10 protein-coding genes and 1 riboswitch are annotated in these 15,342 nt (G+C 73.4%); of the genes, 6 read left to right on the forward strand and 4 right to left on the reverse strand.

The genetic code is table 11. The features are described 5' to 3' along the window. Positions 1–145: 145 nt before the first annotated feature. Positions 146–1,744, reverse strand: a complete 1,599-nt coding sequence (locus ACIO6U_RS00265) for an ABC-F family ATP-binding cassette domain-containing protein (protein ID WP_355333726.1) — start codon at positions 1,742–1,744, stop codon at positions 146–148. A gap of 231 nt (positions 1,745–1,975) precedes the next feature. Here ACIO6U_RS00265 and ACIO6U_RS00270 point away from each other — a divergent pair, with 231 nt between their 5' ends. Then, on the forward strand, positions 1,976–2,869 hold the full coding sequence (locus ACIO6U_RS00270; RefSeq protein WP_401714568.1) for a neutral zinc metallopeptidase: 894 nt from the start codon (positions 1,976–1,978) through the stop codon (positions 2,867–2,869). A 67-nt stretch (positions 2,870–2,936) separates the two neighbouring features. Here ACIO6U_RS00270 and ACIO6U_RS00275 read toward each other — a convergent pair whose 3' ends face one another. The 3 genes from ACIO6U_RS00275 to ACIO6U_RS00285 all read right to left on the reverse strand — a co-directional run bounded on the left by ACIO6U_RS00275 (position 2,937) and on the right by ACIO6U_RS00285 (position 6,479). After that, positions 2,937–4,316 carry a hypothetical protein gene (locus ACIO6U_RS00275; RefSeq protein WP_391044183.1) on the reverse strand — a complete coding sequence of 460 codons (1,380 nt, stop codon included), beginning with the start codon at positions 4,314–4,316 and terminating at the stop codon, positions 2,937–2,939. A 168-nt stretch (positions 4,317–4,484) separates the two neighbouring features. Further along, positions 4,485–5,600 (reverse strand): alpha/beta hydrolase, encoded by a 1,116-nt coding sequence (locus tag ACIO6U_RS00280; RefSeq protein ID WP_401714570.1) that lies wholly within the window; start codon positions 5,598–5,600, stop codon positions 4,485–4,487. A 216-nt stretch (positions 5,601–5,816) separates the two neighbouring features. Then, complete coding sequence (locus ACIO6U_RS00285; protein WP_401714572.1) at positions 5,817–6,479, reverse strand: class II aldolase/adducin family protein; 663 nt, start codon at positions 6,477–6,479, stop codon at positions 5,817–5,819. 196 nt (positions 6,480–6,675) lie between these two features. Here ACIO6U_RS00285 and ACIO6U_RS00290 point away from each other — a divergent pair, with 196 nt between their 5' ends. The 5 genes from ACIO6U_RS00290 to cobN all read left to right on the forward strand — a co-directional run bounded on the left by ACIO6U_RS00290 (position 6,676) and on the right by cobN (position 15,114). Continuing rightward, on the forward strand, positions 6,676–7,926 hold the full coding sequence (locus tag ACIO6U_RS00290) for an inorganic phosphate transporter (protein WP_355333739.1): 1,251 nt from the start codon (positions 6,676–6,678) through the stop codon (positions 7,924–7,926). 54 nt (positions 7,927–7,980) lie between these two features. Then, complete coding sequence (locus ACIO6U_RS00295; RefSeq protein WP_355333741.1) at positions 7,981–8,250, forward strand: hypothetical protein; 270 nt, start codon at positions 7,981–7,983, stop codon at positions 8,248–8,250. A 115-nt stretch (positions 8,251–8,365) separates the two neighbouring features. Further along, positions 8,366–8,495: riboswitch (cobalamin riboswitch) on the forward strand. 159 nt (positions 8,496–8,654) lie between these two features. Beyond that, the gene (locus tag ACIO6U_RS00300) at positions 8,655–9,740 is read left to right on the forward strand and encodes a cobalamin biosynthesis protein (protein ID WP_401714575.1); all 1,086 of its coding nucleotides are present in this window, start codon (positions 8,655–8,657) and stop codon (positions 9,738–9,740) included. Next, positions 9,737–11,278, forward strand: coding sequence for a cobyric acid synthase (locus ACIO6U_RS00305; RefSeq protein ID WP_391044173.1), 1,542 nt, complete (start codon positions 9,737–9,739; stop codon positions 11,276–11,278). Before ACIO6U_RS00300 ends, ACIO6U_RS00305 begins: the two co-directional genes overlap by 4 nt. A gap of 158 nt (positions 11,279–11,436) precedes the next feature. Then, complete coding sequence (gene cobN, locus ACIO6U_RS00310; RefSeq protein WP_401714577.1) at positions 11,437–15,114, forward strand: cobaltochelatase subunit CobN; 3,678 nt, start codon at positions 11,437–11,439, stop codon at positions 15,112–15,114. Positions 15,115–15,342: the final 228 nt, after the last annotated feature.

The raw sequence follows: 15,342 nt of genomic DNA on the forward strand, positions 1-15,342 counted from the left end.
GCGCGCGGTACGAGCCGGACTCACGCAGATGAAGGATGATCAGTGGGCCGAATGATCGAATCGACATGATCACTTCGTGCGGGTGCGGGCCTCTGAGCCGCCCGCGCCCCGCGCGGGGCGGCGCCCGGCCGGGCGCCGCCGGGGCTCAGGCCAGCGAGACCAGGTCCTTGTAGTCCTGGCCCCACAGGTCCTCCACGCCGTCCGGCAGCAGGATGATCCGCTCCGGCTGGAGCGCGTCCACGGCGCCCTCGTCGTGGGTGACCAGGACGACCGCGCCGGTGAAGGTGTGCAGCGCGCCCAGGATCTCCTCGCGGCTGGCGGGGTCGAGGTTGTTGGTGGGCTCGTCGAGCAGCAGCACATTGGCGCTGGAGACGACGAGCGAGGCGAGCGCGAGCCGGGTCTTCTCGCCGCCGGAGAGCACCCCGGCGGGCTTGTCGACGTCGTCGCCGGAGAAGAGGAACGAGCCGAGGATCTTGCGGATCTCCACCAGATCGGTGTCGGGCGCGGCCGACCGCATGTTCTCCAGCACGGTGCGGTCCGGGTCGAGCGTCTCGTGCTCCTGCGCGTAGTAGCCGAGCTTGAGGCCGTGTCCTGGCGTCACCTGGCCGGTGTCGGCCTGCTCGACACCGGCCAGCAGGCGCAGCAGCGTGGTCTTGCCCGCGCCGTTCAGACCGAGGATGACGACCCGCGAGCCGCGGTCGATCGCGAGGTCGACGTCGGTGAAGATCTCCAGCGACCCGTACGACTTGGACAGGCCCTCGGCCATCAGCGGGGTCTTGCCGCACGGGGCGGGGTCGGGGAAGCGCAGCTTGGCGACCTTGTCGGAGGCGCGTACCGCCTCCAGGCCGGACAGCAGCTTCTCCGCGCGGCGCGCCATGTTCTGCGCGGCGACCGTCTTGGTGGCCTTGGCACGCATCTTGTCGGCCTGTGAATTCAGGGCGGCGGCTTTCTTCTCCGCATTGGCCCGCTCGCGCTTACGGCGCTTCTCGTCGGCCTCGCGCTGTTGCTGGTAGAGCTTCCAGCCCATGTTGTACACATCGATTTGCGACCGGTTGGCGTCCAGGTAGAAGACCTTGTTCACCACGGTCTCGATGAGGGTGGCATCGTGCGAGATCACGATGAATCCACCGCGGTACGTCTTCAGGTAGTCGCGCAGCCAGGCGATGGAGTCGGCGTCGAGGTGGTTGGTGGGCTCGTCCAGGAGCAGGGTGTCGGCGTCCGAGAAGAGGATCCTGGCCAGTTCGACGCGGCGGCGCTGACCGCCGGAGAGGGTGTGGAGCTGCTGCCCGAGGATGCGGTCGGGCAGTCCGAGCGCGGCGGCGATGGTGGCGGCCTCGGCCTCGGCGGCGTATCCGCCCTTGGTGAGGAATTCCGTCTCCAGACGCGAGTACTTCTTCATCGCGTTCTCGCGGGTGGCGCCCTTTCCGTTGGCCATCCGCTCCTCGTTCTCCCGCATCTTGCGCAGGACGGTGTCGAGGTCGCGGGCGGACAGGATGCGGTCGCTGGCGAGGGTGTCGAGGTCCCCGGTGCGCGGGTCCTGCGGGAGATAGCCGACCTCGCCGCTGCGGGTGACGGTGCCGGCGGCGGGCTGGCCCTCCCCCGCGAGCACCTTGGTCAGGGTGGTCTTGCCCGCTCCGTTGCGGCCGACCAGGCCGATGCGGTCGCCCTTGGCGACACGGAAGGAGGCGGACTCGATGAGGATGCGGGCGCCGGCGCGCAGCTCAAGGCCGGTGGCAGTGATCACGGGAAAAGCTCCAGGACAGGACGGACGACGGAAACGGGCGCGAGGTCGTACGCCGTGGCTAATCGAGGAATAGAACTGCCATGGGGCTCAGTCTACCGGCGGCCGGCAAACGGTTTACCGCGCCGGGGGGCGCGGGCATTGCGGGGCCGACTGCCCCCGCCCCCGGTCAGGGGCGCGCCGGTACCCGGCCACCGGTGCGCCGAAGTGGGGCACATCACACATAATCGGCACATGCGGTTCGACGACGACACTCCGCTCGACACCTCGCAGGTCCAGGACCGGCGGGGCGGTTCGGGCGGCGGCCCCGGCGGGAAGATGGTGGGCGGCGGAATCGCCGGGCTGCTCGCGGTCGTGATCGGCCTGGTGCTGGGCATCAGCCCCGACCAACTCGGCCTCAGCGGCGGCTCCGACACCGTCTCGGACACGCGCGCGGCCGGCGCCGGTCTGGCGCGGAGCTGTTCGACCGGGCGGGACGCCAACGCGCAGGAGCAGTGCCGGATCGTGGCCGTGGTCAACAGCGTGCAGGCGTACTGGACCGCCGAGTTCAGCCGCCGCGGCGCCGCGTACCGGACCGCGCCGACGGTGTTCTTCGACGCTCCGGTGAGCACCGGCTGCGGTCCGGCCGACCCGCGGACCGGGCCGTTCTACTGCCCCGCGGACCGCAAGGTCTATATCGACTTGAATTTCTTCCAGACGTTGCAGACCCAATTCGGCGCCAAAGGCGGGCCGTTCGCAGAAAGCTATGTCGTCGCGCACGAATACGGCCACCATGTGCAGAATCTGACGGGTGTTCTGAGCGCGGCCCAGGACGGCCGCAGCGGGGCCGACAGCGCCTCCGTACGCGTGGAGTTGCAGGCCGACTGCTATGCCGGGCTGTGGGCGAAGAACGCCACCAGGACCCTCAATCCGGCCACCGGCACCTCGTTGATCACGGCGGTGACGCCCGACGACATCGCGCGCGGTCTCGACGCGGCGGCGGCCGTCGGCGACGACACGATCCAGTCGCGGGCGCAGGGGCGGGTGACGCCGGACGCCTGGACGCACGGGTCCGCGGCGCAGCGTCAGCAGTGGTTCACCACCGGGCTGAGGACCGGGGACCTGGCGGCCTGCGACACCTTCGGCTGAGGACCGGCGGGCGGTACGGGTCCCCGCGCGCTGTACGGCGCGGGGGTCGCGTACCGCTCGCGGCGGCTCAGGTCTCGCCGGTGTGGACCTGGAAGGCGGCCCTGCGCATCGCCTTGGCCAGGGCGGGGTCCGGGTGCGCGGCGGCGAGCGCCACGAGCACCTGGACGGTCCTGGGGTGGCCGACATTGCGGACCTCTTCGAGCAGCCCGGGCACCGAGCCCTGGACCGCGGTCTCCAGGTGGCTGACGAGCAGGTGGTCCTCGCCGTGGTCGGCGACGGCCGCGGCCGTGTCGATCCACAGCCAGGTGGCCTCCTCGCGGGTCAGCAGGCCGGTCGCGGTGTCCGGGTCGCCGCCGTCCAACTCCGCCAGCCACAGCACCGCGTAGGGGCGCAGCGTCGGCTCCTCGACCACGCCGCGGACGGCCGGCTCCGCGGGGTCGCCGACCACGCGCAGCGCCTCGAAGGCGAGGCCGCGCAGCAGGGCGTCGTCGCCGCGCGCGGTGTCCAGCAACTCGCCGACGGCCAGCGCGACCGGGCGGGCGGCCAGCCAGGCGCGGTACTCGGCGCGGGCCGGACCCGGCGAGAGGCGGGCGCTGGCCCGCAGCATGGTCTCGGCGGACTGCTCCATGTGTCCCGCGGGGCCCTGCGCGGCCACGCAGATCTGCTCCAGCTTGACCCACACCGCCCAGGAACCGATCGCGGTGAGCGTGACCTCGTCGGGGCGCTTGGGGTCGCGGGGGCGCAGCGCGCCGACCCGGGCGACGGCGTCCAGCGTCCAGTCGAGCAGCGCGGGCAGCGGATCGGGGGCGTCGCCCGCGCCGTCGGCGGGCGGTTCGTGCCGCTCGGCGCGCAGCTCCGCGACGCGCTGCCGCAGCAGGTCGAGCAGGGTGTCGATCGGCACCGGCTCGTTGGACAGGTGCAGGAAGGACAGCAACTGCGGTGCGGCCTCGATGACTTCGGCGACCAGCGCCGGATCGGGGCCGGCCTGCGGGCCCGGCAGGAAGGGGTGGGCCAGCGACCAGGCGTCGAAGAGCGCGACCCAGCCGCGCAGCACGGCGGTGTCGTCGGTGTCCCAGGCCCGCAGCCGCCAGCCGGGCCGTGCGGTGCCGCCGTGCAGTTCGATCAGCCCCGACAGCCGCGCCCGGTCCCATGCGGTACGGATCTGCGGCCGGGTCAGGTCGAGCGCCGCTGCGGCCTGCGCGGCGGCGTCGTCGGGCAGTATGCCGGTCGGTCCCGCGGTGCCGGGGCCGGTGCCGGCCCAGCGCGCGAGCCGTGCGGCGTCGGCCAGTTCGGCGCGGGCCAGCCGGGCGAGCTGCGGCAGCGGCGGCGTGCCCTCGGGCGGCCGCGGGGGTCTGGACCGGCGCGTCGTTGCGGTCCGGCGGGCGGCGGTGAGCGGCCGTCGGGGGACAAGGCGGAGCGGAGTGTCTCGCGGGCTACGGGACGTCACTGGAGAAGTCTCTCCGGTGAGCGCCCATAATCCCAAACGGAACCCGGCCCGATGATCTACAAGGGTGCCCCGGGGGCGCTCTTCCGGGCCCCTTCGCGCTCGCGTTATCGCAGCTCAGCGGGGGTTTCCGGGACGGCTCTCACCCTGATGGGGCGGTCTTGACACCGGTCACATCAGTGGTGTGAGGAATCGCCGCAACGTCTCCTCGTAGTCCGCCGGGTTGACGTTCCACATCGCCGCGTGCGGCGCGTCGGGCACGGTGTGGAGGGTCACCAAGTCGGCTCGGAGGGCCGCGAGTTCGCGGGAGGCGGCCCACGGGGCGAGGGTGTCGCCCGGTCCGTGCACGAGCAGGGTGGGGACGGTCAGCCGCGCCGGGTCCGCCGCGGCGGCGACCGGCTCGGGGAGCAGGCCGGTCCGGCCCTCGGCGGCGCGGACGGCGAGCGGCATCAGCGCGTCGGGGACGCCGTTGGACTCGGCGGCGGCGCGGACGGTGGCCTCCCAGTCGAGCACCGGCGAGTCCAGCACCAGGCCGCTGACCCGGTCGCGTACCGGGGACCCGGCCAGCGCGTGCAGGGCCATCGTGGCGCCGGTGGACCAGCCGAAGAGCACCAGCCGCTGGGCGCCGTACTCGACCGCGTACCGCATCGCCGCGTCGAGGTCGCGCCATTCGGTGGCGCCGAGGTGGCCGATGCCGTCGGGGGACGCGGGGGCGCCGGGGTCGTTGCGGTAGGCGAGCAGGAGCTGCGGGAGGCCGTGGGCGTGCAGGGCGGTCGCCACGTTCAGCGGGTGCTCGCGGGTGGCGCCGAGGCCGTGCACCGCGATCACCCAGGTGTCGCGGGCGCCGGGCACGAACCAGGCGGGCAGCGGGCCGAGTTCGCCGCGCAGCAGGACCTCGGTGTGGTCCAGGCCGAGGGCGCTGCCGGGGTCGCCCGCGCACGCCTGCGGGGTCAGCCGGACCCGGGCGCCGGGGGTGAGGGCGCCGCGCTGGACGCTCAGCAGCCGCCGGGTCGCCGAGTACGGGGTCAGGTCGAGCACGTCGCCGACGGCGGCGTGCAGATCGTCGCCGGTCAGGCCCCAGACGCCGGGGCGGGCCGAGGACAGGGTGCGGGTGAGCACCACCTGGTCCGCGGTCACGCTGTGCAGCGTCACGTCGCCCTCGGGCACCGGGCCTCTCAGCGACGGCCTCAGGGCGAAGCGGGATCCGTACCGGCCGGCCGCCAGCGCGGCCGTTCCGGCACCCAGCACGGTGGTGGCTGCCATGGCCACCGCGGTTCGGGTACGCATCTCTTCCAGTGTGAGCGGGTCGGCCGAAAGCGGCCAGGCGACGGCGGCGGCCGGGTGACGGACGGGCGAGGGACGGCGGCCGGGTGACGTACGGGGGCCGGGTGACGTACGGGCGAGTGGCGTACGGGGGCGGACGGCGGGTGCGGGGCGGCCGGGCGCGGCGGGCGCGGGGAGAAGCGTGTGTGGAGACGGTGGAGAAGCGGCGGCCCGAGTCGTCTAGTCGGCGGGCTCCGGCGCGCCCTGCCCGTAGCCGCGCAGCTTTTCCGCGACTTTGGCCAGCTCGCGGCGGGGGAGCGTACGGGGCTCGTGGCCGTTGGCCGATCCGGCCAGCAGCCAGACGCGGCACATCCACTCCAGCTGGGCGGTGTTGTCGTACGCCTTGTCGAGGGTGTCGGCGTACACGAGGGTGCCGTGGTTGCGCATCAGGCAGCCGGTGCGGTCGCGGAGCGCCTTGAGGACTGCGGCGGCCAGCCTCTCACTGCCGTAGGTGGCGTAGTCCGCGACCCTGACCTGGCCGCCGAGGGCCGCCGCCATGTAGTGGATGACGGGCAGCTTGTCGACGAGGGTGGAGACGGCGGTGGCGTGCGCGGCGTGGGTGTGCACGATCGCGCGGGCGTCGGTGGCGCGGTAGACGGCCAGGTGCATGGGCAGTTCGCTGGTCGGCCGCAGCTCCCCCATGAGCCGGCGGCCGGTGAGATCCACCACTACGGCGTCCGCCGGGCCGAGCCGGTCGTAAGGGACGCCGGTCGGGGTGACCAGCACGAGATCGCCGACGCGGGCCGAGACATTGCCCGAGGTGCCGACCACCAGCCCGTCGGCGACCGTGCGCCGGGCGGTGTCCACCACGTCCGACCAAGCCTTCTCCAAGGAGTCCTGCACACGGGCATTATCACCGCCCGGCCCCCGGCGGGCGCGGATCGCCTCCCCGAGGGGTCCGATCGGCCGGATCGGCTTGATACTGACTGAGGCCGCCCGACCGCTCCGGCACCACAAAGCCGCCGTCAGTTCATCTTCCGTTCATCCGCTCTCCGTACGGTCGCCTCGCCACTGTCCGATCAAACGAATGCCTGGGTACATGGAACACATCACGCTCCTGATCGGAATCGTGATCGTCACCGCACTCGTGTTCGACTTCACGAACGGTTTCCACGACACCGCCAACGCGATGGCCACCACCATCTCGACCGGCGCACTCAAGCCAAAGACGGCGGTGGCCATGTCCGCCGTGCTCAACCTCGTCGGCGCCTTCCTCTCGGTGGAGGTCGCCAAGACCATCTCCGGCGGCATCATCGACGAGTCCTCCGGCATCAGACCGGAAGTGATCTTCGCCGGGCTCGTCGGCGCGATCGTCTGGAATCTGCTCACCTGGCTGGCCGGGCTCCCGTCCAGTTCCTCGCACGCCCTGTTCGGCGGCCTCATCGGCGCCACCCTCGTCTCGGTCGGCACCCACGGTGTGCACGGCGAGGCGGTCGTCATGAAGGTGCTCATCCCGGCCGTCGCCGCGCCGATCGTGGCCGGTCTCGCCGCCACGCTCGCCACCCGGCTCACCTACCGGATCGGCCGCCACGCCGACCCCGAGGCCACCTCCAAGGGCTACCGGGCGGGCCAGATCGCCTCCGCGGGCCTGGTCTCGCTCGCGCACGGCACGAACGACGCGCAGAAGACGATGGGCGTCATCACGCTGGCGCTGATCACCGGCGGCGTCGTCGCCCCGCACGCCGACCCGCCGCTGTGGGTCATCGTCTCGGCGGGCAGCGCCATCGCGCTCGGTACGTACATCGGCGGCTGGCGGATCATCCGCACGATGGGCAAGGGCATCACCGACATCCAGCCGCAGCAGGGCTTCGCCGCCCAGACCGGCGCCGCGGCCACCATCCTCGCCTCCTCGCACCTCGGCTTCGCGCTGTCCACCACGCAGGTCTGCTCCGGCTCCGTGATGGGCGCGGGCCTCGGCCGCAAGGGCGCGGTGGTCCGCTGGAGCACCGCGGGCCGCATGGTCGCCGCGTGGGGGCTCACGCTGCCCGCCGCCGGCCTGGTCGCGGCCGGCGCCGCGCTGCTGGCCGACGAGGGCACCTGGGGCGTCACCGCCGTGGCGGTCCTCGGCCTGGCCGTGTGCGCGGTCATCCGTACGGCGTCGCGCCGCAAGCCGGTCACGCACGCCAACGTCAACGACCTGGACGGCGACCCGGCCGCAGGTCCGGACGCGGCGGTCGAGCCGCAGGGCGCGGTCACCGCGGCCATCGCGGCCGTCATCCCGCCGCCCGCCGGGACCGTCGCGCCCGGCGCCCCCTCCGACACCGTTCCCGGCGCACCCGCCACGGCCTGACCTGCCCCTCCCCCGCGCCTCCCCGCTCTACCTCAAGGACCCAGGGACCCCCTCATGAGCATCGACTGGCACGCGCTCGGCACGGTCTTCGGCGTCACTCTCGTGGCGACCGTGGGCCTGGTCGGCCTGTTCACCCTCGGCATCGTCGGCCTCACCAAGCACGGCTCCGCTCCGGCGTCCGATTCCGGCTCCGGCTCCCCCGCCGCATCCGGGTCCGGCTCCGTTTCGCACGGGGGCGCCCTGCTCGCCCGGACCGGCGGCTACGCCTGCTTCGCCGTGTGCGCCGCGGCGGTCTCGTACGGCATCTATCTGATCGTGGCCTGAACTCACGGGTTTCGGCGGCGGATGTGGACCTCGCCACACTCCGTCTTCCCAGGTCAACGGTGAGTTGACCTGCCTGCGCGCACGTGGTGGACTGCGGAGGCCATGCGGCGGCAGGAGAGGAAGTCCGGTGCGAATCCGGCGCGGTCCCGCCACTGTCACCGGGGAGTGCACTCCCAACCCGTACGTCACGGCCGGAAATCCGGTTGGAAGGCCGGGAGTGCGTAGATCCGGGAGCCAGGAGACTCTCACCGCCGGTCACGTCGAACCAGGGCGCGGACCCTGAGTGAGGACCTCTGCCATGCCCGGCTGCGCTCGACTCGTCACGGACCACCGCACGCAGGTGCGCACAAGTACGCCACCCTGTCCGGCACTTCACCTGGACGGCGTGGACGCGGGCTGAACCGGTGCGTGCCGATCGCGTGTTCGCGTACGGCGCCGCACTCGGCTTTCTCGGCGATCTCGTCGCGGGCGACCCGCGTCGCGGCCATCCGGTCGCGGTGTTCGGGCGCGCGGCGGGCGCGTTGGAGCGCCGGATGTGGCGTAACGACCGGGGCAGTGGGGCGGTCTACGCCGCACTGTGCGCCGGGGGCGCGGTGGGTGCCGCCGCGCTGGCCGACCGGGCCGTACGGTCCTCCGTCGCGCTCCGCGTCGCGCTGACCGCCGCCGCCACCTGGTCGGTGCTGGGCGGGACGTCACTGGCCCGTGAGGCGCGGGCCGTCGCCGCCGCGCTCGACGCCGGGGACATCGAGGCGGCGCGCGCCCGGCTGCCGCACCTGTGCGGACGCGACCCGCATTCCCTGGACGCGGCGGGGATCGCGCGCGCCGTGGTCGAATCGGTCGCGGAGAACACCTCGGACGCGGTCGTCGGGGCCCTGGTGTGGGGCGCGTGGGGCGGGGTGCCGGGGCTGGTCGGCTTCCGCGCCGTCAACACGCTCGACGCGATGGTCGGTCACCGGTCGCCGCGCCACCTGCGGTTCGGCTGGGCCGCCGCGCGGCTGGACGACGTCGTCGGCTACCCCGGCGCCCGCCTCACCGCCGCGCTCGCCGTCCTCGCCGGGCCCTCGCCGCGTACCGCCCTGCGCGTCTGGCGCCGGGACGCCGCCGCGCACCCCAGCCCCAACGCGGGACCCGTGGAAGCCGCCTTCGCCGGCGCCCTGCGCCTGCGTCTCGGCGGCACCCTCTCCTACGCGGGCCGCACCGAACACCGCGCCGTCCTGGGCGCCGAACACCCGGCCCCGGCCCCGGCCGACATCGCGCGGGCCGTCCGGCTGTCGCGGCGGGTCTCGGCCGCCGCGGCGGCGCTCTGCGTCCTGACAGCGGCGATACGGGGCGGCTCGGCGCCGGGCCACGGCCGACCGGGGGAACGGCCCTCGGGGGGACGTGCCGTCGGCGGAGGGATACGTCCGCCGCGGCGGCGCGAAGCACGAGGGTGGAGTCCGACGGTGTCGCGCCGGGCGCGGCCTTTCTCCGGCGCCGGGGGGACCTCGTGACAGCCCTCGGGGGCGGCCTGTTGGTCGCCGGGACGACCTCGGACGCGGGCAAGTCCGTGGTGACGGCGGGGATTTGCCGGTGGCTGGTGCGACAGGGCATACGCGTGGCCCCCTTCAAGGGGCAGAACATGTCGCTGAACTCGTTCGTGACGCGGGAGGGCGCCGAGATCGGCCGGGCACAGGCGATGCAGGCGCAGGCCGCCCGCGTGGAGCCGTCGGCGCTGATGAATCCGGTGCTGCTCAAGCCGGGCGGCGACCGCAGCAGCCAGGTCGTGGTCCTGGGCAAGGCCGTGGGCGAACTGAGCGCGCGCGGCTACCACGGCGGACGGCAGGCCGATCTGCTGGGCACGGTCACCGGCTGCCTCGAAGAGCTGCGCGGCCGGTACGACGCGGTGATCTGCGAGGGCGCGGGCAGCCCGGCCGAGATCAATCTGCGCAGGACCGACATCGTGAACATGGGCGTGGCCCGCGCGGCCGGACTGCCGGTGGTCGTGGTCGGCGACATCGACCGCGGCGGCGTCTTCGCGTCCTTCTTCGGGACGACGGCGCTGCTCGCGCCCGAGGACCAGGCGCTGGTCGCGGGCTATCTGGTCAACAAATTCCGCGGTGACGTCTCGCTGCTCCGGCCGGGTCTGGACATGCTGCACAAGCTGACCGGCCGGCCGACGCTCGGCGTGCTGCCGTTCGCCCACGGCCTGGGCATCGACGAGGAGGACGGGCTGGGGGTCCCCCGGGGCGGAGTTCGGGGGAGCGTGTCGCCGCGCGCCGCCCATGAATCGGTGGTCGCGCCGCCGCACGGCGCGGAGTTGCTGCGGGTCGCGGTGGCCGCCGTACCGCTGATGTCGAACTTCACGGACGTGGACGCGCTCGCGGCGGAGCCGGGGGTGGTGGTGCGGTTCGTGGACCGGGCCGAGGAGTTGGCGGACGCCGACCTCGTGGTGCTGCCGGGCACGCGCGGCACCGTGCGGGCGCTGGAGTGGCTGCGTGAGCGCGGCCTGGCCGACGCCGTCGTACGGCGGGCCGCCGAGGGGCGTCCGGTGCTGGGTGTCTGCGGCGGTTTCCAGATGCTGGCCGACCGCATCGAGGACGACGTCGAGTCGCGGGCGGGCTCGGTCCCCGGTCTTGGCCTGCTGCCGGTCCGGGTGCGCTTCGCCGCCGCGAAGACGCTGGCCAGGCCGGTCGGGACGGCGTACGGGGAGCGCGTCGAGGGCTATGAGATCCACCACGGGGTGGCCGAGGTCCTGGGCGGTGACGAGGAGTTCCTCGACGGCTGCCGGGTCGGCGCGGTGTGGGGCACGCACTGGCACGGCTCGTTGGAGAGCGACGGTTTCCGCCGGGCGTTCCTGCGACGGGTGGCCGCCGCAGCCGGACGGCGCTTCGTCCCGGCGCCCGACACGTCCTTCGGGGCGCTGCGCGAGGCGCAGTTGGACCGGCTGGGCGATCTGATCGAGGAGCACGCGGACACCGGCGCGCTGCTGCGGCTGATCGAGCAGGGGCCGCCGCCCGACCTGCCGTTCGTGCCGCCGGGCGCGCCGTGAACGGCAACCGGGACGACGGCCGGGACGACGGCCGGAACGACGGCAGGACCGACGGCCGGGGCGGCACCCGTAAGGACTTCTCCGGGGCGGCCGGCCGGCCGCAGACCCACCCGTTCCCCCGCCGGGGAACGGGACGTGACGATGACGATGGGGCACACGTGAGCACCGTTCTGCTGCTGTCCACCGCCGACACCGACCTGTTGGCGGCCCGCGCCGCCGACTCGTCCGCCGTCTCCTACCGGATCGGCAACCCCTCCCGCGTCGATCCGGCGGCCGAACTGCCCGCGCTGCTGGACGGCGTGGACATCGCGGTGGTCCGGCTGCTCGGCGGCCGACGGGTCTGGGAGGAGGGTCTGGCGGCGCTCGCGGCCTCCGGGGTGCCGACGGTGCTGCTGGGCGGTGAGTCGGTGCCGGACGCGGAGCTGATGGCGCTGTCGTCGGTCCCCGCGGGTGTCGTCGCGGAGGCGCTGCGCTATCTGGTCGAGGGCGGCCCGGAGAATCTGACGGAGCTGGCCCGCTTCCTGTCCGACACGGTGCTGATGAGCGGCGAGGGCTTCGAGGCGCCGCGCCGGATGCCCGAGTACGGCGTGCACGGCGCGTACGCGTACGACGAGGCCCTGCCGACCGTCGCCGTCCTCTTCTACCGGGCGCACGAACTGTCGGGGAACACCGCGTTCGTGGACACGCTGTGCGCGGCGGTCGAGGCGAAGGGCGCCAACGCCCTTCCGGTGTACTGCGGTTCGCTGCGCAGCGCCGATGAGGGGCTGTACGCGCTGCTCGGGCGGGCCGACGCGATCGTGGCGACCGTGCTGGCGGCGGGCGGCACCGTCGCGTCCGAGGCGACGGCGGGCGGGGACGACGAGGCGTGGGACATCGGCGCGTTGGCGGACCTGGACGTGCCGGTGCTCCAGGGCCTGTGCCTGACCTCGTCGCGCGAGGCGTGGCTGGGGTCGGACGCGGCGCTGACGCCGATGGACGCGGCGATGCAGGTGGCGATACCCGAATTCGACGGGCGGCTGATCACCGTGCCGTTCTCGTTCAAGGAGACCGGCGAGGGCGACGTGCCGGTCTACGCGGCCGATCCGGAGCGGGCGGCGCGGGTCGCCGGTATCGCGGTCCGGCACGCGGCGCTGAAGTACAAGGCGAACGCCGACAAGCGGCTCGCGCTGGTCTTCACCGCCTACCCGACCAAGCACTCCCGGGTCGGCAACGCGGTCGGCCTCGACACCCCCGCCTCCGCCGTACGGCTGCTGGACGCGCTGCGCGAGGCGGGATACGTGACCGGTGAATACCCTTCCGGGGGCGACGAGTTGATCCACCGGCTGATCGCGGCTGGCGGTCACGACGTGGAGTGGCTGACGGAGGATCAGCTCTCGGCGGCGCCCGCGCGCGTGCCGCTGGCCGACTACGAGAAGTGGTTCGCGACGCTCGACGCCGACCTGCGGGCCGGGATGCTGGAGCACTGGGGCGAGCCGCCGGGCTCCCTCTACCTCGACGGCGACGACATCGTGCTGGCGTCCCTGCGGTTCGGCAATGTCGTCATCATGATCCAGCCGCCGCGCGGCTTCGGCGAGAACCCGATCGCGATCTACCACGACCCCGACATGCCGCCGTCCCACCACTACATGGCCGCGTACCGCTGGCTGGAGACGGCGACCGCCGAGGGCGGTTTCGGCGCCGACGCGATCGTGCACCTGGGCAAGCACGGCACGATGGAGTGGCTGCCCGGCAAGGGCCTCGGGCTGTCGGCGGGCTGCGCGCCGGACGCCGTCCTCGGCGAACTCCCCCTGGTCTACCCCTTCATCGTCAACGACCCCGGCGAGGGCACCCAGGCCAAGCGGCGCGGCCACGCCACCGTCGTGGACCACCTCGTGCCGCCGATGGCCCGCGCCGACACCTACGGCGACCTGGCGAAGCTGGAGCAGCTCCTCGACGAGTACGCCCTGGTGAACGATCTCGACCCGGCCAAGGCCCCGGCGGTCCGCAGCCAGATCTGGACCCTGGTGCGCGCCGCCGAGCTCCACCACGACCTGCACGTGGACGAGCAGCCGGAGGAGGACGACTTCAACGACTTCGTGCTGCATGTCGACGGCTGGCTCTGCGAGATCAAGGACGTGCAGATCAGGGACGGTCTGCACATCCTGGGCGGCGGCCCGGTGGGCGAGGCCAGGACCAATCTGGTCCTCGCCGTGCTGCGCTCCGCTCAGGTGTGGGGCGGGGTCGGCGGCGCGCTGCCGGGGCTGCGGGCCGCGCTCGCGCTCTCCTTCGGCCTGGTGGAGAAGACGCTGCTCGCCGAGCCCGGCACCCGCGTGGAGCTGCCGTCCGCGCTCACCTCGCTCGCGTCCGGCCCCGCGCGGACCGCCTCCGACGCCGTCGACCTGCTGGAGCAGCTCGCGCGGCGGCTCGCGGAGGCGATGGAGGCCGCCGACTGGCACCGTGACGCCGCCGCCGGGGTGGTCGCGCAGGTGCTGGGCGACCACGAAGTGCCGGACGCGGTACGGGTGTTGGAATTCGCCGCCCGCGAGGTCGCGCCGCGCCTGGCCCGTACGACCGACGAGATCGACCACATCCTGCGGGCGCTGCGCGGCGGTTACGTACCGGCCGGGCCTTCCGGGTCGCCGACCCGCGGCCTGGTCAACGTCCTGCCGACCGGCCGCAATTTCTACTCCGTCGACCCCAAGGCCATTCCGTCCAGGCTCGCTTGGGACGTCGGCACGGCGCTCGCCGACTCGCTGCTGGCCCGGCACCTCGCCGACACCGGCGCGTATCCGCAGTCCGTGGGCCTCACCGTGTGGGGCACGTCGTGCATGCGCACCCAGGGCGACGACATCGCCGAGATCCTGGCGCTGCTCGGCTGCCGTCCGCTGTGGGACGACGCGTCCCGGCGGGTCACCGGCTTCGAGGTCGTCGGCGCGGAGGAGTTGGGGCGGCCCCGGATCGACGTCACCGTCCGCATCTCCGGCTTCTTCCGCGACGCCTTTCCGCACGTCGTCGCCCTCGTGGACGACGCGGTGCGGGCCGTCGCGGAGTTGGACGAGCCCGCCGACGTCAACTACGTACGCGCCCACGCCGACGAGGACTTCGCCGAGCACGGGGACCGGCGGCGCGCCACCGCCCGCATCTTCGGCTCCAAGCCCGGTGCCTACGGGGCCGGGCTGCTGCCGCTGATCGACGCCCGCAACTGGCGCTCCGACGCCGACCTCGCCGAGGTCTACGCCGTCTGGGGCGGTTACGCCTACGGCCGCGGTCTCGACGGGCGGGCCGCCCGCGGTGACATGGAGGCCGCCTTCCGCCGTATCCAGGTCGCCGCCAAGAACGTCGACACCCGTGAGCACGACCTTGTCGACGCCGACGACTACTTCCAGTACCACGGGGGCATGGTCGCCATGGTCCGGCATCTGACCGGCGACTCCCCGCGGGCCTATGTCGGCGACTCCGCGCTCACGGACCAGGTCCGCACGCGGACCCTCGGTGAGGAGACGCACCGGGTGTTCCGGGCGCGGGTCGTCAATCCCCGCTGGATGGCCGCGATGCGGCGGCACGGGTACAAGGGGGCTTTCGAGATGGCGGCGACCGTCGATTATCTCTTCGGGTACGACGCCACGGCGGGGGTGGTGGACGACTGGATGTACGAGAAGCTCGCCACCGAGTATGTCTTCGACGCGGAGAACCAGGAATTCATGCGGAAGTCCAATCCCTGGGCTCTGCGGGGGATTTCGGAGCGGCTGCTCGAAGCGGCCGAGCGGGGGCTGTGGTCCGCCCCCGACCCCGAGACCCTGGAGCGCCTGCGCTCCACCTATCTCGACCTCGAGGGTGACCTGGAGGGCGACGCGTGACCCCCACCGCCACCGCTACGCCTGCGGCGGGCCTTCTCCCCCACCCCGCCCCTCCCCGAAACCGGCGGCAAGCCCCCGTCCCCCCTGTCCTCAATCGCCGGACAGGCTCGTCGTGCCGCACCCCTCTCAGCATTCCCCAGCCCGCCCGGCGACGGAAGGCAGAGGTCGTCGAGGCATGCGCAGCACCCATCGTCCGGCTGCCGGAGGCGGGAGCCGCCCTCGCGCACC

It is taken from the genome of Streptomyces sp. NPDC087422, assembly GCF_044744145.1.
GTDB lineage: Bacteria > Actinomycetota > Actinomycetes > Streptomycetales > Streptomycetaceae > Actinacidiphila.